This is a genomic window from Desulfovibrio sp. An276 (assembly GCF_002159665.1).
In the GTDB taxonomy this organism is placed as follows: domain Bacteria; phylum Desulfobacterota; class Desulfovibrionia; order Desulfovibrionales; family Desulfovibrionaceae; genus Desulfovibrio; species Desulfovibrio faecigallinarum.
In genome coordinates this window covers 1-23,427 of the sequence record NZ_NFJC01000043.1, presented here as the reverse complement: position 1 = coordinate 23,427, position 23,427 = coordinate 1, and the positions used below count along the sequence as shown (strand labels likewise).

Here is a 23,427-nt window from a genome sequence, read left to right as displayed (position 1 = left end):
GTTCGTACCATCCCTGGTCCAGGATGGCCTTGTTCAACCCTGATTTGGCCTTCACATTGTGTCCGGGCTCTTCTACAGTGCCCTTTGCCGAACGGGTCATATTCCTGACTAGCAAATTTTCAATTACGACAATTCCAAATTTCCTGCTGATCTCCGTAGTCACCTTGTGCAGATAGTCTTTGCGAGTATTGGCGACCTTATTGTATATTTTCGCTATGCGAGCTTGAACCTTTTTGTAGTTCGAAGAACCCTTTTTCTTTCGGCTCAACTCCTGTTGCAGACTGGCTATCTTCTCCTCGTATTTGCGCAGGGCGTCTATAGGCACTATGAAGCTGCCATCCGAAAGTGTCAGCAAGCGTACAACGCCTGCGTCCAGACCAACGGCCTCCTGGGAGGGGTGTACAGGATCAGGGAGCTCGATTTCCGCACAGATGGAAACATACCAGTGGTCCGCTTCAAGCGAAACAGTTACGTTCTTGGGTGTGCCTTCTATCTCCCGGCTTTTTTTGTAGCGAACCCAGCCGATCTTGGGAAGATAGATACAGCTGTTCCCCTCATCCAGCTTGAATCCCTGTGGATAGCGGAATGAGTCATCACGCCCCCTTCTTTTGAATTTCGGAAAACCTACTGCTTCGCTCTCCCGAAATCTTTTGACGGCCTGGTCCAGCTCCTTCATCCTCTGCTGCAGAATCTGGGAGTGAACATCTGCAAGAAAGGGGAAAACTTTTGCTTCTTCCTTTGATTCCTTTGGTTCTTTCCTTCCCTTCCAGACCATCAATTGGTCACAAAGGGCGTGATACCCCAGAAATTTGGTTCCCTTCTCGAGGGCTGTCTTTTCCATTTCAAGGGCAAGATTCCAGATTAGACGGCAACAACCAGCGTATTGCCGAAAGAGATTTTCCGTCTTTTTGTCTGGCTCGAGACGAAAAGTGAAGCCCTTGTGGATAATCTTCATATAGCAAATATCACTTTTGTGCGAAAGATATCAAGGGATTGAAACGGTACAGCATCATGAATCCTCCTCTATGCCGATTTGCTCTTTGCTTGCCATACACACTGGAGAGAGAGTCTAGCAATGTCTTTTTAGACGCTTCAAAGCAAATATTCCTTGATTATTGAGCGTCTGTCAAGAAAATTATCTGTTTTTTAGCTTTTGTCTAGCGATTAAGCATACAAATCTTCGAGATATTGTCATTTTTTTATAGATCTGATACACAAATATTATGCAGACAAAGGTTGGTGGGCGCCTTATATCCCCGCCCTGAAGGACTGGGCTTTACGGCGCATTTTGGTAAAACCTTTTGCATTGGCAAAGGAGTTTCACTATGCAAAGACGTCATTTTCTGAGCCTCATAGGCGGCCTCATCGGCGCGACCACTCTTTTGAGCGCCTGCAACGGCCGTCATCGCCCCCCGCCGCCTCCGCCGGACCGCCGTCCTCCCAGACGTGACTACGACGGCCGCGATCACAGACCGCCTCCGCCGCCTCCCAGACACCGCTAACAGCAATCAACAGGGCTTGCCCCTTTTTTTTTGAGACCCCGCAGCAAAAGCTGTGGGGTCTTTTGCTGTGCCAATAGCCAAGGCTGCATTCTATCCACGAGTCGCCCCATCCGCCGACCAAAGTCCAGGCCGGAGCAAGATCGGCCCTGCGCAGGCCAGGGCAAAACTTTTGCAAGTGAATTTCCTTTTCCTGCATATTTTTTCTGCAATAGCCTTTCAAATTCAAGTTGTATTGCTTTTATTTCAAAATATGTCTTGCCATGATGCAACACAGATGCTATGTATCTTGCAAATACACATGCACAATATAGAGCACATTATTAAAAATTGAATTCCTTTTTCACAATAATTGTGAAAATTATAATCTTCAGACACTTTGATTACAGCTGTGTGACAAAACATTTTCCCCGCGAAATGATACGGAGGACATCATGGCTACATCACAAATGAACGACCTCATCGCCGCGTCCGGGCACGCCGAAAAGAAGGCCGCAAGACTTTCCCTTGGCATGTACCTTGTCTATTTCCTGGTCCTGGTGGCTGTCGCACTTCTTCTTCGCTAGGTCCGGTGCCCATTGGGCACAGAAAAAGACCTCGCATGCGCACATGCAAGGGGGATGAAACCTTTTCGCAAAATACAGAAAGGCGGGCGCCTTGCGCCCCTGCTTATCCCCGTATTTTCCGAAGCTAGTCCAGGGGAGCCGGCCCGTACTCGTTTTCGCCTTCCTGTCCGCGCTTCAGGGCCCAGTAGAGGCAGATGATGTGCAAAACCGGCACACAGAAAACAAGGGCACGCCAGGCGGATGCGCCAATGTCGTGCATGCGGCGCACGAAGACGCTGAAGAGCGGAATGGCCAGGGCCATGAAGACCAGGCTTTGCATGATTGGGCCATAGCGCTCGGGCAGGGCCAGGGAAACCAGATAGACTGCTGCGCTCACAATCAGGATGAAGAGCGCGAAAAACCAGAATTCCGAGCGGGACGATCTGCCCTGCAGGCTGGCGTATTGCACAAGGGCCGAAGCCACGGCGTCTTTGAAGGTCATGTTCGTTCGGTGCCTTGGCACCGCCTCCCGTAAATGGATTGTGAAGATCAGGATCTCGACTCGGAAGAACTGTCCGAAGGGCTTTCTGAAGGGTTGTGCGGACGGGCCACCGAAGTGCTGCCTGGCCCTTTTTCCTGCCCATCCCCCTCAGGGGCACATTCCTGCTCGAAATCGCACATGCGCCGGGCTATCTCCCCGAACCGCCTGACTACCTCGGGATAGTTCTCCCTGCGGTGGGGGAAGAGGCAGTCTGTGCAGTCCTTGATCCCCTTTTTCGTGTAGCGAAAGTTGCCGCCGCATCTGCGACCCAGGGCATAGAGCGGACAGTAGCAGAACAGGCAGTTGAAATTGTCCGGATCCTCTGTCCTGTGGCAGGGAAAGTATTCGCACTGCCTGTTGCTGTAGAAGGAATAGTGGGCATGCTCCCACGAAGGCCTGGCCATGCATGTCTCCGGGATGCGGATTGCGGTGCAAGAAGGTGTTTGCTCCTTTTAGCAAAAAAACTTCCTGCTGAAAACAAGGAGAACATGCCTTGCCGGAACCTGCCCTTTCGCTCTCGCGCTGCTCGCAATGATCACAAGGCTTCTTGCACAGGCAAGGGCTTCCCGGCCAGTATTGTTCATGAAGAAAAATTTTTCCGCTTCTTGTCTTGTCACTCTTTTTGCAGTATTGGTAAAAAATATTGTCGGGTTTTTTCGCAGGCATGCTTTCGGGCCTGGCTGTGCCACCCGCATACTACGCTCTAAGGAGACGGGAAATGAAAAGGATTTTTCTCCTGCTGGCAGCACTGGCTTTTTGTTTGGCAGTGACAGTGCAAACCTCCAACGCAGCTCCCCAGGCCAAGGACAGCTCTGTAGACCCGGTTCATGAAATCGGTAAGCGCATGAAGGATCCCATTGTCCTGAAGTCCAGCGTCTCGCCCCTGCTCAACGTGACCTTCAACCACAACACCCACAGAAGCGTGCCCTGTCGCACCTGTCACCATGAGGAAGGCAGCACTGGCTACTACGTTTCCTGCAGCGAGTGCCACCAGAATACAGAGCCCCGCAGCGAGGATGTGGACAGCACCTTCCAGGCCTTCCACGCCAAGGGCAGCGACAGATCCTGTTACGGCTGTCATACGAAGATGGCCGAGGCTCGTCCTGCTGACTTCCCTCATTTCACCAACTGTCGCCCCTGCCATATGTCCGAAGAGGCCAGGGCCGCAGCAAGGGCAGAGGCACGCAAGTAGTCTCACGGCCCATCCCGAAAAAGACCGGCAAAACAGAGGCCAGCAAATTCTTCCCCGTGCGCATGCGCGGGGATTTTTTTTGCTTGTGCGGCAGAAAGGCTCTCCCGGGAGAGCATGTCCCCCTCCGCCTTTTCTCCTCGCATACTGTTTTGGCAAATTTTCCTTCTCCCTCCATGGACTTCACAGGCCCGATGAGCCTATATGGAGAGGTCAGGAATATCCTTCCCTGCCAGGGAAAAGCCCTGTCTGCCCGGCGTCAAACGTCCGGGTACCCTTCCCCCACTTCAAACAGCATGGAGGCGGCGTCACACAAGGCGCCGATATTTTGTGATGATACAACAAAGCACCAGTCCCAGGGCAGCCATCACCACCCCGCAATATCTGGCCAGCGAGGCAGGCCGCCGCGTCCTTGCGGACGGAGGAAACGCCATAGAGGCCATAGTGGCAGCAGGCGCTGTTCTTGCAGTTGTCTACCCCCAGATGTGCACCCTCGGCGGAGACGCCTTCTACCTTGTGCACAATGCGCGTACAGGCGAACTCAGGGGCATCAACGCAAGTGGCAAATCCGGCTCGAAGGTGAACCGCAAGGTCTATGAGGAAAAGCGGCTTTCCACCATCCCGAGCCGCGGCCCCCTGGCAGCCATCACTGTGCCGGGCATTGTGTCCGGCTGGGATCTGGCCCTTGAGTACTCGTCCCAAACAATGAGGGGAACATTTTCCCTGGCACACCTGCTCGGGGACGCCCGAAGCCATGCGGAACGTGGCTTTCCCATCACAAGGAGCCTTTCGGACTGGATTGTGGAGGACACGAAGGTCGACGACACGGGCCGCCACAACCTTCAGCAGTACAAGGGCTTTGCGAAAATCTTCTATCCCGGTGGCAGGCCTCTGCGGCCCATGGAGACATTGCGCCAGCCGGACCTCGCACGGACCCTGGCAACCATTGCCGACAAAGGCCCCCGCTCCTTCTACGAAGGAAGCCTTGCAAAGGCTCTTGTGAAGGGATTGGCCGATGTTGGCGGGCTTTTGACGGAAGACGATTTCGCAAGCCAGAGGGCCTTTTTCGTGGAGCCCCTGCGCACAGCCTACAGGAATTGCACTGCCTGCAACCTGCCCCCCAACTGCCAGGGTCTCTCCTCCCTGCAGATCCTTGGCATCTTCAACTGCTTCGACGCCAGGGCCCTTGGGGAAGGGACAGCGGCCTTCTACCACGTTCTGACAGAGGCAGTGAAAAGGGCCTTTGCCGATCGCGAACGCTACGTTACGGATCCGGACTTTTCCGGGACCGACTTTGCCTCATTGCTTGATCCGGACTATCTCGCCTCCATGGCACGCTCGCTTCCCATGGACAGGGTGGGCAACTACCTCCTGCCCTCGCTTTCGCCTCAGGGAGACACTGTCTGGCTCGGCTGCGTGGACAGGGAAGGAAATGCGGTCTCCTACATACAGAGCATCTACCACGACTTTGGCTCCGGCATCATTCCGGAGGGCACTGGCGTCATCCTGCAAAACAGGGGCTCCTTCTTCTCCCTGGACGAAAAGCACGCAAATGCCCTTGAGCCTTGCAAGCGCACCATGCACACCCTAAATCCCCCCATGCTTTTGAAGGACGGAAAGCCCTACCTTGTGTACGGCACCATGGGCGGCGACGGCCAGCCCCAGACACAGGCTGTCATTGCCTCGCGCATAGTGGATTTTTGCATGTCTCCCGAAGACGCAGTGGCTGCCCCCCGATTCCTCTACGGCAGGACATGGGGCGACGATTCCACAACCCTGAAACTCGAAGGCCGCATCAGGGCAGACGTTGGCGCACAGCTTGCAAGTCTCGGCCACAATATCGAGTATGTGGAAAACTTCAGCCAGTCCATGGGGCATGCCGGCGCCATCCTTGTGAAGGAGGACGGAAGCGTCGATGCTGCCACGGATCCGCGCAGCGACGGCCTTGCCCTGACACTGTAGGCTGCCTGACCTACCCCGAAAAACAGCGCGGCGGACCAGGGGGAACATTCCCGGGCCGCCGCATCAATAGTATTGCCTCCATGCCCCTTCTTATTGGACAAGGGGCTTTTTTGCTTCTTACGCGCCCTCCTTTCTCCCCCGCACAAGGGGCAGGAGAGTGTTCACTATGGCGTAGGGCAGCTGCAGGCTCAAGAGAATGCTCAAAGTGAGGAGAGCCAGAAAGGTTGCCCGAAAGCGCACAAGGGTCAGCCCGTCCGCCCAGACGCTGCTTGCGGGAACAGCCAGCAAAAAAAGGCCCAGGGCGGCAGTGGCAAGATGGATGAGGCAAAGTGTTGCCATGCGGGTCAGAAGATCCTCGCAGGCCTTCCTCCTGTCAGCCTCTGGCTCCCTGCGGGCCCCGGTACAGGCCGAGGCCACTGCCAGAATGTCCACAAGAACAAGGACAGGCATGAGGCACAGGGAGCCTATGCCAAGCAGGGTCCAGTCGATCACGTGGGCGTAGACCATGCCGAGGGCAGCCACCATGCCGGACATGCACAGGACAAAAAGGAAGAAAAGGGTTTGCAGGAATTTGGGCGCGAAGCGCGACAGGAAGCGAGTCTCGGACATGGATGCCTGTCCCCTAGCCCACGGGCTGGGCGCCCAGGGCGTGCCACAGTCTCGCTACCACCACCCAGGCCGGAGAGGCCATGGTCGCCGCAAAGAACAAAAGGATTGCGTAGAGGGGGGACGGCCAGCGGACATACCAGTAGAGGCAAAGTCCCAGAGTAAACACGGCACCTGTGCAAAGGCTTGCACTGTAGGCAAAGAGCTGTGCCAGACCTTCGGGCCAGGCAAGGGCTATGGCAATGGGGTTCCAGAGCAGGTTTTCACCGGAGAGGAAGAGGTTGCCGAGCCACACGGGCACAAAGACAAGGGCCAGGGGCCAGAGAAGGATGAGCAGACGTCTTGGCATGCTTGAATTCCCGAAAATTGCGGATTTTGCGCACAAGGCATACGCCTTCGCGCGTTTGCTTGCATCCCCATTTCATACGGATTCCCAGCCCAAGTGGCAAGAAGAGGGAAAAGTGACAAAAATACTGTGAAATCCCCTGCCGGATGCACAAGTCCCGAAAAAAAAGGCGTGCGCATTTTTTCTAGAACAGAAAGGGTTTCGCTCGCAAGAAGAGTATGTGACGCATGTCTCCTTTTGATATTTTCTGTAAATTCAAGTAAAACATCCTGCATAACACAGAAAGATACTGCTGCTTAACCTGGAGAGTTTGGGTATGTATTTCCTTTCAAGAAGGAAATTTTTGAAAAAATTGTGCCGAATACACAGCTTTTCTTTTCGATTTTTCCTCTTGCAAATTCCGCGCCACTTCTTGACAAGACGGTCTTTCCGGACTACAAGAAACGATCAAGTTTTTCTCCCCTACCTCTAACCTCTCGAGAGGCAAGCATGTTCAGCAATCGCGGCAAAGCCCTGACTTTTGACGATATTCTTCTCGTGCCCAGCTATTCGGAAGTGACCCCCGACATGGTGGACGTCTCCACCTGGCTCACCCCCGAAATCCAGCTGAAATCCCCCCTGCTCTCTGCTGCCATGGATACGGTGACAGAGTCTGCCATGGCCATCTCCATGGCCCGCATGGGCGGCATTGGCGTTATCCACAAGAACATGAGCATAGCGCGTCAGCGCCTTGAGGTGGAAAAGGTCAAGAAGAGCGAGAGCGGCATGATTCTCGATCCCGTGACCATCTCTTCCTCCAGCACAGTGCAGGAAGCGCTGGATCTCATGCACGACTTCAGCATTTCCGGCCTGCCCGTCGTGGACGACGGCTGCCTGAAGGGCATCCTGACCAACAGGGACGTGCGCTTTGTGGTAGACGGCACCAAGGTTCTGGTGCGCGAGGTGATGACCAGCGAAAACCTCATCACCGTTCCCATGGGCACCTCCCTGGAGGAAGCCAAGCGCCATCTGCACGAACACCGCATCGAAAAGCTCCTGGTTGTGGACGAGAACAAGCATCTGCGCGGCCTCATCACCATCAAGGACATCGACAATGTGCAGAAGTACCCCAACTCCTGCAAGGACGATCGCGGCCGTCTGCGCGTGGCAGCTGCCATTGGCGTCACTGCGGACACGCTGGAGCGCACGGAGCAGCTCCTTGCTGCCGATGTGGACGCCCTTGTGCTCGACTCCGCCCACGGCCATTCGGCAAACATTTTGCGCACCATCCGCGAAGTGAAGTCCGCCTTCCCCCACTGCCAGCTCATTGCAGGCAACGTGGCCACCTACGAGGGCGCCAAGGCCATCCTCGAGGCCGGAGCCGACTGCGTCAAGATAGGCATCGGACCCGGCTCCATCTGCACCACCCGCATCGTGGCCGGTGTGGGCGTGCCCCAGGTCACGGCCATAGCCGACGCAAGCAAGGCTGCCAGAGAAATGGACCGCTGCTGCATAGCCGACGGTGGCATCAAGTTCTCCGGTGACATAGTCAAGGCCCTCACAGTGGGCGCGCACAGCATCATGATAGGCTCCCTCTTTGCCGGCACCGAGGAAAGCCCGGGCGAGACCGTTCTCTACCAGGGCCGCACCTACAAGGTGTACCGCGGCATGGGCTCCATCGATGCCATGAAGGAAGGCAGCTCCGATCGCTACTTCCAGCAGCGCAGCAAGAAGTTCGTGCCCGAGGGCATCGTGGGCCGCGTTCCCTACAGGGGATCGGTGAAGGACGTCATCTACCAGCTCATCGGCGGCCTCAAGTCCGGCATGGGCTACCTTGGCGCTGCCAGCATTCCCCAGCTCTTCGCCACAGGCTGCATCTGCGAGATTTCGCCCGCTGGCCTGCGCGAAAGCCATGTGCACGACATTGTCATCACCAAGGAAGCACCCAACTACCGCCTCGACAACAACTAGTCGTTGCAAGGCGCCAATCCCGAAGTTCGGACCCGAAGGAGTGGGGACATGCCCAACAAGGTCATCATTATAGATTACGGCTCCCAGGTCACCCAGCTTATCGCGCGCAGGATACGCGAGGCAGGCGTGTATTCGGAAATCCATGCCTGTACGGTCACGGCCAGCGAAGTGCGGGCCATGGATCCCCAGGCCATAGTGCTTTCCGGCGGCCCTGCCTCAGTGGGTGAGGAAGATTCCCCGAAGCTCGACATGGGACTGCTTGAGCTCGGCGTGCCGGTGCTTGGCATCTGCTACGGCATGCAGCTGCTCACAAGCGCCCTTGGCGGCGGCCTTGCACAGTCTACCACCAGGGAATACGGCCCGGCAGAGCTCGAGATCCTGGAAAGCACGGCACTTTGGGGCGACATTCCCGCAAAGAGCAGGGTGTGGATGAGCCATGGCGATCGCGTTGTGCGCGTGCCCGAAGGCTTCAAGGTCACGGCCCGTACCCAGACCCTGGACATAGCAGCCATGGCGGACGAGACCCGCAAGATCTACGCTGTCCAGTTCCACCCCGAGGTGCACCACACAGAGGAAGGCACCAAAATGCTCGAAAACTTCCTCTTCAGGGTGGCAGGCCTTGAGCCGGACTGGACCATGTCTTCCTTTGTGGAAAGGACAGTGGCGGACATGAAGGCCAGGGTGGGCGACAAGCACGTCATCTGCGCCCTGTCCGGCGGCATAGACTCCACTGTGGTGGCAGTGCTGCTCAACAGGGCCATTGGCAAGAACCTGCACTGCATCTTCGTGAACAACGGCCTTCTGCGCGCAGGCGAAGTCGAGGAGGTCAAGACCCTTCTTGGCGACAACATCGGCATCAATCTGACCGTGGTGGACGCCAGGGAGCGCTTCCTTGGCAAGCTCGCAGGCGTCGAGGATCCGGAGAAGAAGCGCAAGATCATAGGCCACACCTTCATCGAAATCTTCGACGAGGAGGCCAAGAAGATCTCCCAGGTGGACTACCTTGCCCAGGGCACGCTCTATCCGGACGTCATCGAATCCGTGTCCAGCAAGGGCCCCTCGGCTGTCATCAAGAGCCACCACAATGTGGGTGGTCTGCCGGAGACCATGAAGCTGCAGCTCATCGAACCCTTGCGCGAGCTCTTCAAGGACGAGGTGCGCAAGGTGGCCAAGGAACTGGATCTACCGGACAGCATTGTCTGGCGCCAGCCCTTCCCTGGTCCCGGTCTTGCCATCCGCGTTCTTGGCGAGGTGACAGAGGATCGCCTGAAGATCCTGCGCGCAGCGGACAGCATTGTGCAGGAGGAGCTCAAGGCCAGCGGCTGGTACCGCAAGGTCTGGCAGGGCTTTGCAGTTCTTCTGCCGCTGAAGACCGTGGGCGTCATGGGCGACGGCCGCACCTACGAGCACGTCATTGCCCTGCGCGTGGTGGACAGTGTGGACGCCATGACAGCGGACTGGTCGCGCCTGCCCCATGATCTGGTGGCCAAAATCTCGGGCCGCATCATCAACGAGGTCAATGGCGTAAACCGCGTGGTCTACGACGTGTCCTCCAAGCCCCCGAGCACCATCGAGTGGGAATAGTATCGACAAATCCTTTGGGGAGGGGCAACCCTCCCCTTTTTTGATCCCGAAGAACATGGGGGATGCACCATGCGACTGACCATGCTTGGCACTGGCAAGGCCCTTGTCACAAACTGCTACAACACCTGCTTCGTGCTCAGCGAGGAAGACAGACGCATCCTCGTGGACGGCGGGGGTGGCAACGGCATCCAGCGGCAGCTTAAAACAGCGGGCTTTGAATGGAAGGCAATGCGCCACATCATCGTCACCCACAAGCACATGGACCACCTTTTGGGCATCTTCTGGATGACACGGCTCATTTGCCAGACCATGAGCAAGGGCACATACGAGGGGGACGCCTTCATCTATTCGCACGAAGAGGTGACGGAACTTGTGCGGGACATGGCCCAAAAAGTCCTCACGAAAAAGGAAAGTGCATTCATCGACACAAGGCTGCATCTTGTTACAGTGCACGATGCAGAGGAACTTGTGATACAGGGCTGGCGCGTGACCTTTTTCGACATAGGATCGACCAAGGCAACACAGTACGGCTTTTCCCTGGACCGTGGAGACGGAAAGCGCCTTGTCTGCTGCGGAGACGAGCCCTGCAAGCCCTGCGCCTTCAAATACGCAAAAGGCTGCGAGTGGCTTTTGCACGAGGCCTTTTGCCTCTCCTCCGAGGCGGACATCTTCGAACCCTACGAAAAGCATCACTCCACAGTGAAGGACGCTGCTACCCTTGCCGACAAGCTTGGGGTGCGCAACCTTGTCCTCTATCACACCGAGGACACGGATCTGAAAAACAGAAAAAGGCGCTACCACGAGGAAGGCGCGCAATATTTTTCCGGAAAGCTGTACATTCCGGACGATCTCGAAAGTCTGGAGCTTTTCTGATGGCCAGGAAGGATGCACTTTCGGGCCAGGAAGCAGCGAACCCAAGCCCCAGACCCTTTCTGAAATGGGCAGGTGGAAAGAGCCAGCTTCTGCCCGAGATCATGCCCTACTACCCCTTTGCCGAAGGAAGGTTCACAAGATATGTCGAGCCCTTCCTGGGCGCAGGAGCTGTTCTTTTCGACATCCTCGGCCGCTTCGAACTGAAAAGCGTCTACATTGGCGACTGCAACACTGAGCTTGTGAACGCCTATGTCTGCCTGCGCGACTATCCCGAGGATGTGATCGCGAGGCTTGAAAGGCTGCAGGACGCGTTTTGGCCGCTGGAGGGTGAAGCGCGCAAAAAGATGTATCTTGAACAACGCGCACGCTTCAATGAACTTAAAATCGCGGACGAGCCTACAAGGGAGAACAGGTTGACAGAGCGCGCAGCCCTGCTCGTCTTCCTCAACAAGACCTGTTTCAACGGCCTCTTTCGCGTAAATGCCAAGGGACTTTTCAATGTGCCCGCAGGCTCAGCCAAAAGGCCTGCCATCTGCGACGCAAAAAACCTGCGCTCTGTCTCGCACGCCCTTAAAGATGTGGACATTGTCTGCAAAAGCTACGAGCACTGCCTTAATGTTGTGGACGAGAATACCTTTGTCTATCTGGATCCGCCCTACAGGCCCATATCAGCCAGCGCAAGCTTTACGGCCTACACGTCGGAGTGCTTTGACGATGTGCAGCAAAAAGAACTTGCGACCCTTGTGCGGAAAGTGGACAAGAGGGGCGCGCGCTTTTTGCTCAGTAATTCGGATCCAAAAAACATCGATCCGAAAGACAATTTCTTCGACAAACTGTACAGAGACTATCACATACGGCGGGTAGAGGCCAGGCGCTCCATCAACAGCAAAGGCTGTGCAAGGGGACCTGTGCGCGAAATCCTTGTTTCCAATTTCATCCCCAGGGAGGAAAAGCATGCAGGAAAACGGGACTGACAGGACTGGCATGCCCGAAGATCTTGAAAGGGCTGCCGGGGAGATACTGCTCGCAATCTGGCACTGGAACTACGTGGACTGGGAGGCCATGGAGCCCCTGGTTACGGGTCCCATGGCCAAGCTTTTGCGCGCCAACATGGCCGAGAGCGAGGAGGCCCCATCGCGCACGCTTTGCGAGCTTGCGATTTCGGATAGCGGCTTCCTTGAGGACGGTTTTGCCTGGGTCCGGGCAGTCTACACCTGGCAGGAAACAGACGACGGGGCTTGTGAGGGCAGCGAAACCATGGTCTGGACGCTCAAGAACGAGGACGGGCGATGGAAGGCCTGCTCTGTCGGGCGCTCGATTCCCCAAATGTGAGTCCCGGGCCCTATTCCAGACCCTCCCACCAGTGAGGCTGTGCGGGCAGCTCCCGTGTCAGGGGAATAACCTTGCCCATGAGGGGTGTAAAAAGGGGAAGGTTTTTCTCGGAAGCCTTTTGGGCTGCAAGCACAAAGGGCTCGTCCCAGGAATGTTGCGATAGGCAAAAGCGGCCAATATGGGCAGGCATGAAGTGGCGGGCGCCCACGTCGAGCGCAGCCTGCACAGCCTCATGGGGGAACATGTGCACTGTGGGCCAGTTTTTGTTGTACTGGCCGCTGTCCATGATGGCGAGATCAACCGCTCCGAAGCGCTCCCCAAGGGCCTTGAAGTGGCTGCCATAGCCGCCGTCACCGCTGTGCAGAAGGCGAAAGCCCGGCACTTCAAGGACAAATCCGCACCAAAGGGCCCTGTCGTGGTTTTTGAGGGAGCGGCCAGCAAAATGCCTTGAGGTTATGAAGTGGATTTTGAGCTCCCCGAAGTCGAGGCTCTCTCCCCAGTCACCCTCAAGGATGGATTTGCCCGCAAAGCCCCAGCGCCGGAAATGGGCCCCTGTGCCAAGGCCGCAGACAACGCACCCTATCCTGTCCTTCAGGGCCATGACAGTGGGATAGTCCAGATGATCCCAGTGGTCGTGGGTTATGAGCAGAAGATCAATGCGGGGCATGTCGTCTGCAGTCACAAAGGTCGTGCCCGCAAAGGCCCTGTTGCTGAAAAAGAAGGGGGATCCGTAGTCGCTGAAGACCGGGTCGATGAGGATGTTTTTGCCAGCAAGACGCAAAAAGAAGGAAGAGTGCCCAAGCCAGACAAGGGCGTTTTCTTCGAGATTGCGCACGTCAACCCGTACGTGTGGCAGGGGCTTTTGCGGTTTCGGGCGCTCCCGTTTCAGCATGAGCCAGCGCGCAAGGGAGACGACAAAATTGCTGTTGTCCGCAAGGACTGGTGCCGGCTCGAGATTCACGAAGACACCACCCTGCTGATGCGGGGACAAGAGTATGCGCTGAAGGTCTTTGCCTTCAGGCAGGGCGCCGAAAGCCGCAGAATCGAGAAATGCCATGCCTCCTGCTCCTCCCATGGCCAGGACAGCGCCTCCTGCGGCGCAGCCCTTGAGAAAGGTTCTTCTGTTCATGCTCATCCTCTCACTGGATTTGGTACAGGGCCCCTTCTACCACAGGGGCGATGAACAGTCGTCTGCCAAAAATGGCAAAAACTTGCCCGAGCCTGGCACAGAGGCTCTGGGAATGTCCGCTGCAGACGTGTCATAGGAAACGGGGCCATGAAAAAGGCAGTCCGGAGTTTCGGATCTTTTCCGAAACTCCGGACTCGTATCTTTTTTGGCAGCGGGCAGTTTCCCCGCCTGGCCTGTCAGACGACAGACCAGAAATGCCCTGCACTCGCTAGAAGGAGGCTTCCTCCACCTCGCCAAGGCCAAGGTTCATGTCCGAGCCCTGCACCCTGTTGTCCTGATAGGGATTGTCAGAGGGCATTTGTGCGGAGTAGTCGTTGCGCTCCTGGCGCCTGGGCTGCCACTCGCTGTCCATGGAATTTTGCTGGTTGTCCGGGCGACGCCTGTCCAGAAAGAGGACTTTCTGGGCCTTGACCTCGGTCACATAGCGGTTCTGCCCGTTCTGGTCGATCCACTTGCGGGTCTGCAGACTGCCTTCCACGTAGACAAGGCTGCCCTTGCCGATGTGGTGGGCACAGTTTTCCGCAAGCCTCTGAAAGGTGATGATGCGATGCCACTCGGCATGATCCACACGCTGGCCGTTGCGGTCGATCCAGCTCTCGTCGGTCACAATATTGAATGTCGCAATGGCCGCTCCACTTGCCAGATACTTGATTTCAGGATCCTTTCCCAGACGGCCCATTAACATTACCTTGTTCAGCATGATGTCGTGTCTCCTTGTGAACATCATACGACGGCTCCCTTGCGGAGCGCCGCACAAGAATTGGTGAAAGGAGATTTGTGTACACAACAGGGCAGCAAAAGTCAAACATGATTTTTTCTTGCAAAACACAACTTGCGCGCAAATATTCCCGACATTCTTCTTGTTCTGTCTTTTTTATACATGCATTTCAAACAAATATCAGACACAAGTGAAGACAAATATCCCAAAACTGCAATGCCATTCTCCACACAGCACCTCAGAAAAAGCATTTTTTGCATTTATACAGGTCGCCGCGCAAGGGATATTCTCTTTTGCAAGAGGATCCCCCGGGAAGAACAGACATTTCTCTCAGCCCCTTTTCCTCCTGCTGTACCTGTAGGCCTCGCTCAGGATATCAAGGCTCGAGAGCACAAGGCCTGTCAGGGTCAGGATGGTGCCGACACGGATCATGAGGGTGAAGTGCTCGTCCAAAAGGATATGTGAGGTGAGCACAGTCACCACGGGCACAAGATAGACATAGACCGAGGTTTGCAAGGTGCCGAGCACGCGAACGGAAAAGCAGGACATTGGGCGCGAATACGGGAAGATATGCAAAGACAGCTGCCCCTGTCAGGCCTCCATGATCCGCAGGAATGGCAAGGCGCAAGCAGAGGGAGCCTGTTCTGCTCACCGGCTTTGAGAAGGCACCATCACAGCCACGATCGCTGTTTCTCCCTGGAAAGACTGCGCAGGGAAAACTCCACAAAATCGGCGACACAGGCATTCCCTGAGGTTCACATGGTTGGACAAGCGCCCCGGCCGCCCTTCCCTATACCTTGTCCTCCTCGGTGAGCTTCGCAAGACGCTTCAGGGCCAGGACAAACCATGTCCAGCCGTCTTCGTCCAGGGGGCACTCGTCCCAGTGCGTCCACCGCCGCCAGCGGGAAAAGATGGCGTTGCCCAGGGTCTGGACATCCAGTTTTGCCACATGGCTTGCGAAGACCTGGCTTTTGAAAGGATCCGAAACTCCGGGTACTGCCTTTTCCAGCGACTGCCCACAGTCCATGTCGAAGCCCAGGGCAAGGCACTCGTCGCCAAAAGTATTCCCGCCAAAGAACCTCTCCACTTAGGGATTGGCGTTGTGACTCTCAATGAGGACAAGCCAGACAAGAGCAAAGCGGTGCAGCCTTGCCCTGCCTGCCAAAGGACTCCTCCTGATGCCGACGGTTTTCGGCTGTTCGATGGTGATCTTCTCGCCATCGAAGAGGAGCGCGACTTCCGGGCATTTGGGATATACGCGCATTTTCTGCAGCCACCTGGAGGGAAGGCGCAGCCAGCCGATCATTTTGCCACCATCTACTTGGGTGGCCTGCCTGAATTCTACCTTTCTGTCTTCTCTCGCCACTCTCCACATCTCCTTTTTGTGAAAAAGGCCCGGGCTTCCGGGCCTCAATATCCTTAACTCACGAGCATCCGGCCAAGGGCCTTCGCGCGCTCCATGACAGCCTTGTTGAAGGAGGAGACAGCCCCCTTCAGGGGGTATCTCGACATGGCCTCCTCGGGGATGTTCATAGTGTATACAAGAGCACAGGCCTTCTTTGCCGGAGACAGGGTCACGTTCTCGGTGTCGTAGCGCGAGTACTGAAACCACAGTCTCTCCTCAAGGGCTCGCAAGAGAGAGGATTCCGCGCTGAAATAGAAGGGAGAGCCCAGCACGAGCACGTCTGCCTCGTGGGCCATGTCGAGCACGGGAGTGAGATCGTCCTTCAGGGCGCAGCGGCCGTAGGATGGACCGCCCAAAAGCTTGCAGCCAAAGCAGCTTGCGCAGCCCCTGAAATGCAACCCTGCCAGATGGACCAGGGTAGCCTCTGCCCCTGCCTCCATGGCTCCGTCGACCAGGCTCTGCAAAATGGTTGCCGTGTTCCTCTTCCTGCGTGGACTACCGTTGATGGCGAGCAGTTTCATTCTTGTTCACGGAGCCCTTTCGGGCTCCCCTCCATGTTGTTCCCCTCTGGAGATTGGGTTCATTGCCCATCCCCAAAGGGCTATCGGATACTCTATCTAGAAATGCTGTCACCATGACCACTTCCCAGCCATCGGGCAGGGGAAGCTCACGGTCCAGGGCGTCGTGGCGCTGATGCTTCACGCAATTCGCAAGGCCCGAGCTTGCGCAATAGAGCCCCACGTTCTGGTACATGGACCCCACATGCACGCCGGCAAAGGGATCCTCGCTGGGGGCGGCGTACAAGAGCACGCAGGCTGAGCCGTCAAAGTCCTCGCGGCGATCGCCCGCAAGGGCCAGCTCAAGAGCGTGCTCGGCAAACTTGTAGAGCCACACGCCGTCCTTCAGGGCTGCGTAGACAGCTATGCGCTGACGATTTCTGGCTGTGGGCACCGTGCGCTTGCCGCTCTCGCTGCTGATGCCGCAGGCAGCCCAGAGCACATCGGCAAGCTCTTGTTCTGTGAGCTCCTTCTTGCCCGGCATGTGCGTGGAGCGGCGAGTGCCAAGGCACTCCATGATCGGCTTGCCACCCGTTTTTTGCGCTGGCGGAAGTGCCCGCACAGAAGCTGCCGCTGCTTCTTTTGCAGTGGCTGGATGGGCAATGGCAAGAGTGGCGGCAAGGGCAGCGCCTGCGCCCAGAAAAGTTCGTCTGTCCATGAAAGCCTCCTTGGGCTTTGTGTGAAGAATCGTGTCCTTCACCTTCACACCCTGCCCCAAAGGCTGTCAACAGCCCGAAAACACTTTTTTGGGGCAACAAAAAAGGAGCAGAGAACACCGATGTTGTCTGCTCCATGTTGTCCCTTTGGGGACGCTCTCCACATTGTATGTTTAGTTGAACCAGCCCATTTCGAAGACCTCGCGGCTGTCCTCCGGATCCTCGGGCGGGAGAGCCTGTATGCCTTCCTGGGCAATGGACATGGCAGGCAAAAGCCTTCCTGTCAGGGCAAGCAGCCTGTAGGCGCCGATGATGATATTGCCCCTGTTTGTTTCAGCCGAACAGGAGGAGTTGAAAAGCTCGTTTTCGGAGTCGAGCACGTCCAGCAGGGTGCGACGGCCGATAAGGAACTGCTCGTTGTAGGCATTGAGCGTATATTTGTTGAACTCTATGGCCTTGGAATAGTGCTTGTACTGCTGCTGGGCAGCGAGATAGTTGGAGAAGGTGCTGTCGATGTCCAGCTTCAGATCGTCAATGTAGTTGTAGTACACCTGTCTTGCCTGGCGGATGCGCGCGGAATCTGCCTTGTAGGCTGCCACGTCTGCCCCCGAGTTGAAGATGTTCCAGGTCATGGTCAGCATGACGTCGAAGCTCCAGGTCCAGGTATCGTCGTATTCGTCCCTGTCGCCCCTGGTGTAGTAGTTGGGGCCTGCAGTGAGGCTGAAGGAGGGGTAGAAGGCGGATTCAGTAAGTTCCCTGCCGGCAGTGGCAGTGCGCACGTCTTCCATGTAGGCAGCAAGTGTGGGATTGAACTGCTCGGCCTGTTCGAACACCCTGGCAGCGTTCTTGAAGATTTCCGGAGGCATGGGCACTTCCTTGAGCCTGTCCGTTGCCGGAAGGCCTGTGAGGCGGGTGTAGGTATCCTCTGCCACGCGCAGGGCGTCCTTTTGCTCCTCAAGGGAGGACAGGGCGCGCTGGTATCTGGACTGGGCCTGGGTGAAGTCAGCCTGGGTGTCCGCGCCGACGTTCACACGATCCTGGGCAAGGCCGAGGATGCGCTCGTGCACGCGCACGTTTTCCTCTGCCAGCTGCACCAGGGTGCGGGTGCGCAAGAGGTTGATGTGGGCAATGATGCCGTCAAGGCACAGGGAGCTCACATTGTCGAGGACTCTCCACTTCTGGGAATCCAGGGTGGATTTTGCCTGGCGCACACGGCTTCTGGTCGCAAAGCCGTCCCAGATGGGCTGGGTCAGGGTGGCGCTCAGGTTTACGGCAGGAAAGAGGCCTGTGTCGGAATCGTTGCGCCTCGTGGTACTGTCGCTCAAAATGCCGAAACCGCCCTGAGCGTTCACGTCCACCCTGGGGCCAAAGCCGCGGTAGGCACGATCAAGCTCGTGCTTCAGGACCTCGCGGTTTTCCTGCATGCCGCGCAGGGTTCTGTGGATGCGCAGGACACCATACATGGTGTCCTTGACGGAAATGGCCTGTCCCGCGGGCGGGGCCGGAGGAAAGGCGGGATTGGCAAGACGCTGCGGAGCAGCCATGAGGGGCATGGGCAGCGCAACAAGAAGGGCCGCGATCACAAGCAATCTGAATTTTCGCATGGTCTTTTTCCCAAAAGGATTTAAGTGACTTTGATTGGGGGCCGACTGCAAATGGAAGTCAAGCCATGAATATAGCCTGGAAGAAAAGCTCGAAAACTGCGCTCCTCGGGGCAAGGGGCCTCAAGGATGCGCTGCCAAGAAGCACAGAAGTCTGTGATCGCGTATTAGCCGAGCATGCGGTGACGCACTATGCCCGGAAAAAGCGGAATTCTTGTGAAAGGCATATGCTCCTCATGGTATGTCTGTGGATTTGTGCGTGGGAAGGTCCGCAAGGGGTGCTCCGTCCAAGAAAACGTTCTTTCCCACGCCATTCCTCTCTGTTGAGAGTGGGCAAGAGTCATGAGTCCGTATGGGCCTAGTTGTTGAGGCTTTTGCGTGTGCGCAAGACCTCTCTCAAGGCAGCGTCCCCCTTCTCCTTCCAGATGTGGTACATCTCAAGGAGAAAGCCCACCTGCAGGGGCAGAACCCTTTTCTGATCAAAATGGGTGCACACTGTCTGCCTTGCCTTGCTCCCGATTGCGCGCAGCTTCTCCCCCTGATCCAGGAGAGAGCTTAAACGCCCGGCAAAGTCCTCCGCCTCTTGGCAGTTGCCGAGGACAAGTGCGTTTGAGCCGTCTTTGAGGATGCGAGGAATGTGCCCCTCCCCTGCCAACACAAGGGCTGCTCCACAGCTCATGGCATCGAGCAGGGCCGTTGCCTGGGGTACACAACCCGGTGGATAGACAAGAGCCTTGGCCTTGCCCAGCAACGATTTGTACTTGTTCAGGGAAAGCATGCCGGAGATGTGCAGACTTCTGGCAATACCTTCCGGAAGGCTTGCGCAATACTCCTTCATCAGGGCCCTTGTTGTCATGGTGTCGCAAAAGAGCACCACATGGCAAAGCGGCCTTTTGGCGAGCAGAGCTGTCAGAAGCCTTGCCAGATACAGATCCCCTGTCTGCCGCTTGGAGGCTGCAAGAAGGACAAGCTCCGGAAAGGCAGCCACATCCTGTTCGTCCATGATCAGGGGCGAGCCCTGAACGCTTGCGAATCTCTCCGTGTCCACCGCATACGGCAGCTCCACGGAAGTTTTCAGGCTGTTGCCAAGAATCCCCGGCTGTCCGGCAGTGAGGCTGACCACCAGATGGGCGCTCAATGCCTGCCTGCACTGGACAAGATGACGGGTAAAGACAGGCTCTAACGCCATATCCCTGTCCGGCAAGACAGAAACACTCTCTGTCCAGCTCACCCTGAAGGCCCCAGGAAAGGCCGCATTCCAGAAAAGGGAATAGCCCCCGCTTGATGAGGATATCACCATATCCGGGGCAAGGCCGTTTTTTGTCAACTGCTCGAAGGAGCGCAGCGCAAGCCGTCCTGCCATCACCATGCTTTCCAGTTCCCCGCTCGCTGTCCTTGCTCGCGTCTCGTTTGTGCCAAGACGGATCTTGCGCACGCCGGGAATGGGTCGCTCCTGCCTGCCATAGGAAGAGGCAAAGAAAACCTCATGTCCGGAATCCGCCGCAAGGGCAGAGGCAAGGGAGGCAAAGAGCCCAGGAAAGGAATGGTTGATGAACAGGATGCGCATGCAGACTCCGGGAAAAAAGGCTGACAGGGAGTGTCCCGGATAAAGGGACACTCCCCTGAAGAAGCCTGTTGTGTCAGAGGTTAGCCATTGTTTTCTACCTGAAGTCGGGCAGCTTCGACTGTGAGTTCATTTGATATTTCTATGGTCAAATTATTGCCCTCGAAGGCAAACGTGTGGTCATTACCGTCAACCGGAGTCCATCTGTCATCCAACGATATTGTATTATTCTCTCCTATTGTAACACCATATTCTTCGGACAACTGCTCCATATTGGTCAGGCTCAGGGCATCGTCTCCCTTGATGAGGACGTCGATACCATCAACGATGGGGCCAAGATTACCGTCACGACCACTTGTACCAAGAGTATCCAAGGTTACTTCACTCTTGTCTGTCACCATGAAGTCGATGCCTTCTCCACCGCTGACCATGTAGTCGTTCTGATCGTAGACAATGATGTCGTTGCCGGAGCCGCCAAAGATGGCATCCTTGCCAGCTCCGCCATTCAGATAGTCATCACCGCCCATGCCGATCAACACATCGTCTCCAGTACCGCCGAAGAGCATGTCATCACCGTCACCCTCCATGCCTTCCACCTTGGAAAGAAAACTTTCAAACTTACCATTGTTATGAGTTTTCATTTCTTCGATGGTAGAAACAGTGACATCCTTCACCTCATCCAAATTATCGGACGGATCGCCTACCAGCAGGTCGTTGCCTTCCTGGCCATAGATGGTATCGGAGGCGCTGCTGCCGGTAATGGTATCGTCGCCACCATCGCGTCCGGTAAGACTATCCAGGGTAACATCTTTGGCTTCAGTGCCGTCCAACGTCAGTACGGTACCGTTGGTCGTCACAAGGTAGGGTGTGCCGTCTCCATCCACACGGGTTTCATAGCCCAGCTCTTCTGCATGCTGTAGCATGTATTTGATGCTGTCGTCACGCGTCCAGCCTTCGAACTTGGTAGTATCTGTAAGCCTGTTGCCGTTTTCCTCCAGCCACTTGAACACTTCCGTACCGGAACCGTATTCAGGCAGCTGATCGGCATTATTCAATTGCTTATCACTGAGCTGCTTCAGCTCGTGCAACAGCTGATCGGTATTCATCACGTCACCGAACACAATGGCAGACGAACTGGAGTCCTCTGCGATGATGGTATCGTTACCTGCATCAGCCAAATCTGTAGAAGTGATAAGGCTGCCACCGGTGAGTGCTGCTGTCAGGCCGTCAGGGGTATTGACCAGGTCGCTATCACCAAGAGAAAGAACTTGATCTTCTTGCCATTCACTAGTTGTCCATTTCCATTCTGGCGTCCACCCATCCCACACCAAATCTTCATGTGGATATTCAGCCTGTATCTGTCCAGTACCACCAGTATTGTCGATAAGGTCAAGAATTGTCTGTCCTTGAGTCGACAGAGATCTGCTCGTACCTATGCCGATGGCATTGACGTGCACGCCATTCCCTGCATTCTGAAGCTCTTGAGCAGCCTTAAGGGTATTCTTGACTGTCTCCTGATTACTGTCACTACCAGTACCTGCAACATCCCATTTGCTATTATAATATGTCGGCTCCCCATCTGAAATGAAGAAGGCCAAATTTTCTCCACCGTTGCCAGCAACACCTCCTTCATTAGGGGACTTACTGAACCACGCTGTCGCCTTTTCAAAAGCAGCGGTGTAGTTGGTGCCTTCATTACCATAAGAGATGTTTTCCAATGCAGAGAGTATGTTTATAATTTGTTGTGAATTAGTGGCTTCTTCTCCCTCCATTGTGGTGCTCTCCAACTTCCATGTGCCTATTTCCCGTGCGTTCTTATTGAAGGTAATGAGCTGAAGATTGATTGCACCATCATGATTCGCAATAGTATCCTTGATGAAGGTTTCCAAAGCCTCTTTAGCCATTGCCAATCTTGACTTGCCAGAACCACTCTGGTCATTCATCGAACGCGACAAATCAAGCATAATAGAAATGTTGTAGTCCTGACCTGGTTGGACAGTAGTTTGTACTTCCATCCCACCGGTGTCGCCAGCAACCACAGCTCCAGCCACACTATCACTTCCAGTTATAGTAATGGTGTCGTCACTGTTGCCAGCATTTCCATCAATTGCCCCATATGTATCTGTATTCAAAAGAATATTTGCTGAGTCGTAATCTTTATCTCCATCAGCGTCCTCAGTAACAAAACCAAGCTCAAAAATATTGTCGCGAGAAGGCGAATCATGGAAAGTCTCATATTGCTTGAATGTCCAGTTTCCGTCCTGATCCAGGTTAACACTGAAAACAGGTTGTGAGAGATCAGCCTTTCCATCTTCTGTACGATAGGCCGTCATGACCTTATCATTGCCGGATGTACCCTCCTTAATTTCCAGCGTTACAGAGAACGAATGACCTTGTTCATCATACAGAGTTAGCGCTTGCCCATTTTGATAAGGTGTGCCATCTGCTTGGGCAAACTCCGTATGGGGATTTCCATCATAGGCAGGATCAAAACCATCAGCTCCACTGATGGCAGTAACAGTCCCAGACGTCACATACATGGCGTTTGGCTGTGTAACAAATCCTATTTGGCTTATAACAAATTCACTGTTATTCGCAGAATTTTCGTTATCAACGGCAGTAATCACTACGCGATCAAAGCCTTCTGAGAAATACTGTGAAAATTCCCCATTGTCACCAAAAACCCCGTCTATGCTTGTACTTGAAAGAATTTTATCTTCAATAATTTCATCGCCTTTATAGAATATAATTCTGACAATTTCATTGGCAGGATCATCTGCACCTGCGCTGAAAAACGCTCCCAGCTGCAAGTTTAAACCATAGGCTAGACCCTGTAGAGTAAACTCAACTGCCTCGGAATGCGAAGAATCAGCTGCTATTTCGTCAGTATCATTTGGTCCCGTATTAGGATAATCATGAATTTCTCCATTAACAGTAAGCCCATGAGAAAGATTTGGTTTAGTATGATCTTCAAATCCTTTATCAAATTTTGCATCTTCAGTAGCAACAAACTCATTAGGCTTATCTTTATAAATATGACCAGCTGTCATGGTCACTTGGCCATTACAGATAGTAGCACTATGCTTATCTTCTATATTGCTCCATATATTATCACTATAATCCTCAAAAGATGTAAGACTACCATCAGTAAGATTTGTCTTTTCCCCTCTTTCTGGGGTACCAACGGTAACCGCAACCTCAGGCACATCGTCCACGATGGTGATGACAAGATTGCCATTGACCTCGTCGCCAGTCGCGTCTGTCACGTTGATGGCGATCTCGTCCGTCATGGTGTTGTTGCCCTCACCCT

General features: G+C 55.2%; 26 protein-coding genes. 11 read left to right on the top strand and 15 right to left on the bottom strand.

All coding sequences use genetic code 11. From position 1 onward, the window contains the following. The coding region (locus B5F76_RS12935; protein ID WP_087355244.1) for an RNA-guided endonuclease InsQ/TnpB family protein at positions 1–955 on the bottom strand (955 nt) is incomplete at its 3' end. A gap of 370 nt (positions 956–1,325) precedes the next feature. On the opposite strand from B5F76_RS12935, the gene B5F76_RS14990 reads away from it, so the two are divergent. From B5F76_RS14990 to B5F76_RS15490, 3 genes are all read left to right on the top strand, one after another. Next, positions 1,326–1,502, top strand: a complete 177-nt coding sequence (locus tag B5F76_RS14990) for a hypothetical protein (protein ID WP_162608850.1) — start codon at positions 1,326–1,328, stop codon at positions 1,500–1,502. Positions 1,503–1,569: 67 nt separating this feature from the next. Beyond that, complete coding sequence (locus B5F76_RS14985) at positions 1,570–1,833, top strand: hypothetical protein (RefSeq protein ID WP_162608849.1); 264 nt, start codon at positions 1,570–1,572, stop codon at positions 1,831–1,833. A 100-nt stretch (positions 1,834–1,933) separates the two neighbouring features. Next, positions 1,934–2,065: a hypothetical protein gene (locus B5F76_RS15490; protein ID WP_275074608.1), complete on the top strand. Its 132-nt coding sequence runs from the start codon at positions 1,934–1,936 to the stop codon at positions 2,063–2,065. A 124-nt stretch (positions 2,066–2,189) separates the two neighbouring features. Here B5F76_RS15490 and B5F76_RS12925 read toward each other — a convergent pair whose 3' ends face one another. Both B5F76_RS12925 and B5F76_RS12920 read right to left on the bottom strand, forming a co-directional pair. Further along, positions 2,190–2,546, bottom strand: coding sequence for a DUF805 domain-containing protein (locus B5F76_RS12925; protein ID WP_087355240.1), 357 nt, complete (start codon positions 2,544–2,546; stop codon positions 2,190–2,192). 47 nt (positions 2,547–2,593) lie between these two features. Next, positions 2,594–2,989 (bottom strand): cysteine-rich small domain-containing protein, encoded by a 396-nt coding sequence (locus B5F76_RS12920; RefSeq protein ID WP_087355237.1) that lies wholly within the window; start codon positions 2,987–2,989, stop codon positions 2,594–2,596. A 314-nt stretch (positions 2,990–3,303) separates the two neighbouring features. Between B5F76_RS12920 and B5F76_RS12915 the strand changes: the two genes are divergently transcribed. Further along, positions 3,304–3,777, top strand: a complete 474-nt coding sequence (locus B5F76_RS12915; protein WP_162608848.1) for a cytochrome c3 family protein — start codon at positions 3,304–3,306, stop codon at positions 3,775–3,777. A 330-nt stretch (positions 3,778–4,107) separates the two neighbouring features. Beyond that, entirely contained in the window at positions 4,108–5,736 is a 1,629-nt protein-coding gene (ggt, locus tag B5F76_RS12910) for a gamma-glutamyltransferase (protein ID WP_087355232.1), read from the top strand. 117 nt (positions 5,737–5,853) lie between these two features. Here ggt and B5F76_RS12905 read toward each other — a convergent pair whose 3' ends face one another. Next, the gene (locus B5F76_RS12905; RefSeq protein WP_087355229.1) at positions 5,854–6,345 is read right to left on the bottom strand and encodes a hypothetical protein; all 492 of its coding nucleotides are present in this window, start codon (positions 6,343–6,345) and stop codon (positions 5,854–5,856) included. A 13-nt stretch (positions 6,346–6,358) separates the two neighbouring features. After that, on the bottom strand, positions 6,359–6,691 hold the full coding sequence (locus tag B5F76_RS12900; RefSeq protein WP_087355227.1) for a hypothetical protein: 333 nt from the start codon (positions 6,689–6,691) through the stop codon (positions 6,359–6,361). A gap of 486 nt (positions 6,692–7,177) precedes the next feature. On the opposite strand from B5F76_RS12900, the gene guaB reads away from it, so the two are divergent. The 5 genes from guaB to B5F76_RS12875 all read left to right on the top strand — a co-directional run bounded on the left by guaB (position 7,178) and on the right by B5F76_RS12875 (position 12,427). Further along, positions 7,178–8,638: an IMP dehydrogenase gene (guaB, locus tag B5F76_RS12895; RefSeq protein WP_087355224.1), complete on the top strand. Its 1,461-nt coding sequence runs from the start codon at positions 7,178–7,180 to the stop codon at positions 8,636–8,638. A gap of 48 nt (positions 8,639–8,686) precedes the next feature. Next, positions 8,687–10,222, top strand: a complete 1,536-nt coding sequence (gene guaA, locus B5F76_RS12890) for a glutamine-hydrolyzing GMP synthase (RefSeq protein WP_087355222.1) — start codon at positions 8,687–8,689, stop codon at positions 10,220–10,222. A 69-nt stretch (positions 10,223–10,291) separates the two neighbouring features. Then, on the top strand, positions 10,292–11,095 hold the full coding sequence (locus B5F76_RS12885) for an MBL fold metallo-hydrolase (protein WP_087355221.1): 804 nt from the start codon (positions 10,292–10,294) through the stop codon (positions 11,093–11,095). Then, positions 11,095–12,069: a DNA adenine methylase gene (locus B5F76_RS12880; RefSeq protein ID WP_087355219.1), complete on the top strand. Its 975-nt coding sequence runs from the start codon at positions 11,095–11,097 to the stop codon at positions 12,067–12,069. The genes B5F76_RS12885 and B5F76_RS12880 overlap by 1 nt, the downstream gene beginning before the upstream one ends. Beyond that, positions 12,050–12,427: a hypothetical protein gene (locus tag B5F76_RS12875; RefSeq protein ID WP_087355217.1), complete on the top strand. Its 378-nt coding sequence runs from the start codon at positions 12,050–12,052 to the stop codon at positions 12,425–12,427. The genes B5F76_RS12880 and B5F76_RS12875 overlap by 20 nt, the downstream gene beginning before the upstream one ends. Positions 12,428–12,437: 10 nt before the next feature. On the opposite strand, the gene B5F76_RS12870 is transcribed toward B5F76_RS12875, so the two are convergent. Further along, positions 12,438–13,556 carry an MBL fold metallo-hydrolase gene (locus tag B5F76_RS12870; protein ID WP_162608847.1) on the bottom strand — a complete coding sequence of 373 codons (1,119 nt, stop codon included), beginning with the start codon at positions 13,554–13,556 and terminating at the stop codon, positions 12,438–12,440. On the opposite strand from B5F76_RS12870, the gene B5F76_RS14980 reads away from it, so the two are divergent. Next, positions 13,483–13,692 (top strand): hypothetical protein, encoded by a 210-nt coding sequence (locus B5F76_RS14980; protein ID WP_162608846.1) that lies wholly within the window; start codon positions 13,483–13,485, stop codon positions 13,690–13,692. The two genes, B5F76_RS12870 and B5F76_RS14980, sit on opposite strands and share 74 nt — an antisense overlap. A gap of 132 nt (positions 13,693–13,824) precedes the next feature. Here B5F76_RS14980 and B5F76_RS12865 read toward each other — a convergent pair whose 3' ends face one another. The 9 genes from B5F76_RS12865 to B5F76_RS12825 form a co-directional block, all read right to left on the bottom strand. Next, a complete protein-coding gene (locus B5F76_RS12865; RefSeq protein WP_446717641.1) occupies positions 13,825–14,343 on the bottom strand; it encodes a single-stranded DNA-binding protein in 519 nt (172 codons plus the stop codon). A gap of 321 nt (positions 14,344–14,664) precedes the next feature. Further along, a complete protein-coding gene (locus B5F76_RS12860; protein WP_087355215.1) occupies positions 14,665–14,883 on the bottom strand; it encodes an EamA family transporter in 219 nt (72 codons plus the stop codon). Positions 14,884–15,124: 241 nt separating this feature from the next. Beyond that, on the bottom strand, positions 15,125–15,421 hold the full coding sequence (locus B5F76_RS12855; protein ID WP_087355213.1) for a hypothetical protein: 297 nt from the start codon (positions 15,419–15,421) through the stop codon (positions 15,125–15,127). Then, a complete protein-coding gene (locus B5F76_RS12850; RefSeq protein WP_087355211.1) occupies positions 15,422–15,700 on the bottom strand; it encodes a hypothetical protein in 279 nt (92 codons plus the stop codon). A 53-nt stretch (positions 15,701–15,753) separates the two neighbouring features. After that, positions 15,754–16,260 carry a flavodoxin family protein gene (locus B5F76_RS12845; protein WP_087355210.1) on the bottom strand — a complete coding sequence of 169 codons (507 nt, stop codon included), beginning with the start codon at positions 16,258–16,260 and terminating at the stop codon, positions 15,754–15,756. Further along, on the bottom strand, positions 16,235–16,954 hold the full coding sequence (locus B5F76_RS12840; protein ID WP_144268490.1) for a nitroreductase family protein: 720 nt from the start codon (positions 16,952–16,954) through the stop codon (positions 16,235–16,237). Before B5F76_RS12840 ends, B5F76_RS12845 begins: the two co-directional genes overlap by 26 nt. Before the next feature lie 171 nt (positions 16,955–17,125). Next, a complete protein-coding gene (locus B5F76_RS12835) occupies positions 17,126–18,556 on the bottom strand; it encodes a TolC family protein (RefSeq protein ID WP_087355206.1) in 1,431 nt (476 codons plus the stop codon). Between the two features lie 355 nt (positions 18,557–18,911). Next, entirely contained in the window at positions 18,912–20,120 is a 1,209-nt protein-coding gene (locus B5F76_RS12830) for a glycosyltransferase (RefSeq protein ID WP_087355204.1), read from the bottom strand. A gap of 80 nt (positions 20,121–20,200) precedes the next feature. Next, complete coding sequence (locus B5F76_RS12825; RefSeq protein ID WP_144268489.1) at positions 20,201–23,407, bottom strand: VWA domain-containing protein; 3,207 nt, start codon at positions 23,405–23,407, stop codon at positions 20,201–20,203. Positions 23,408–23,427: the final 20 nt, after the last annotated feature.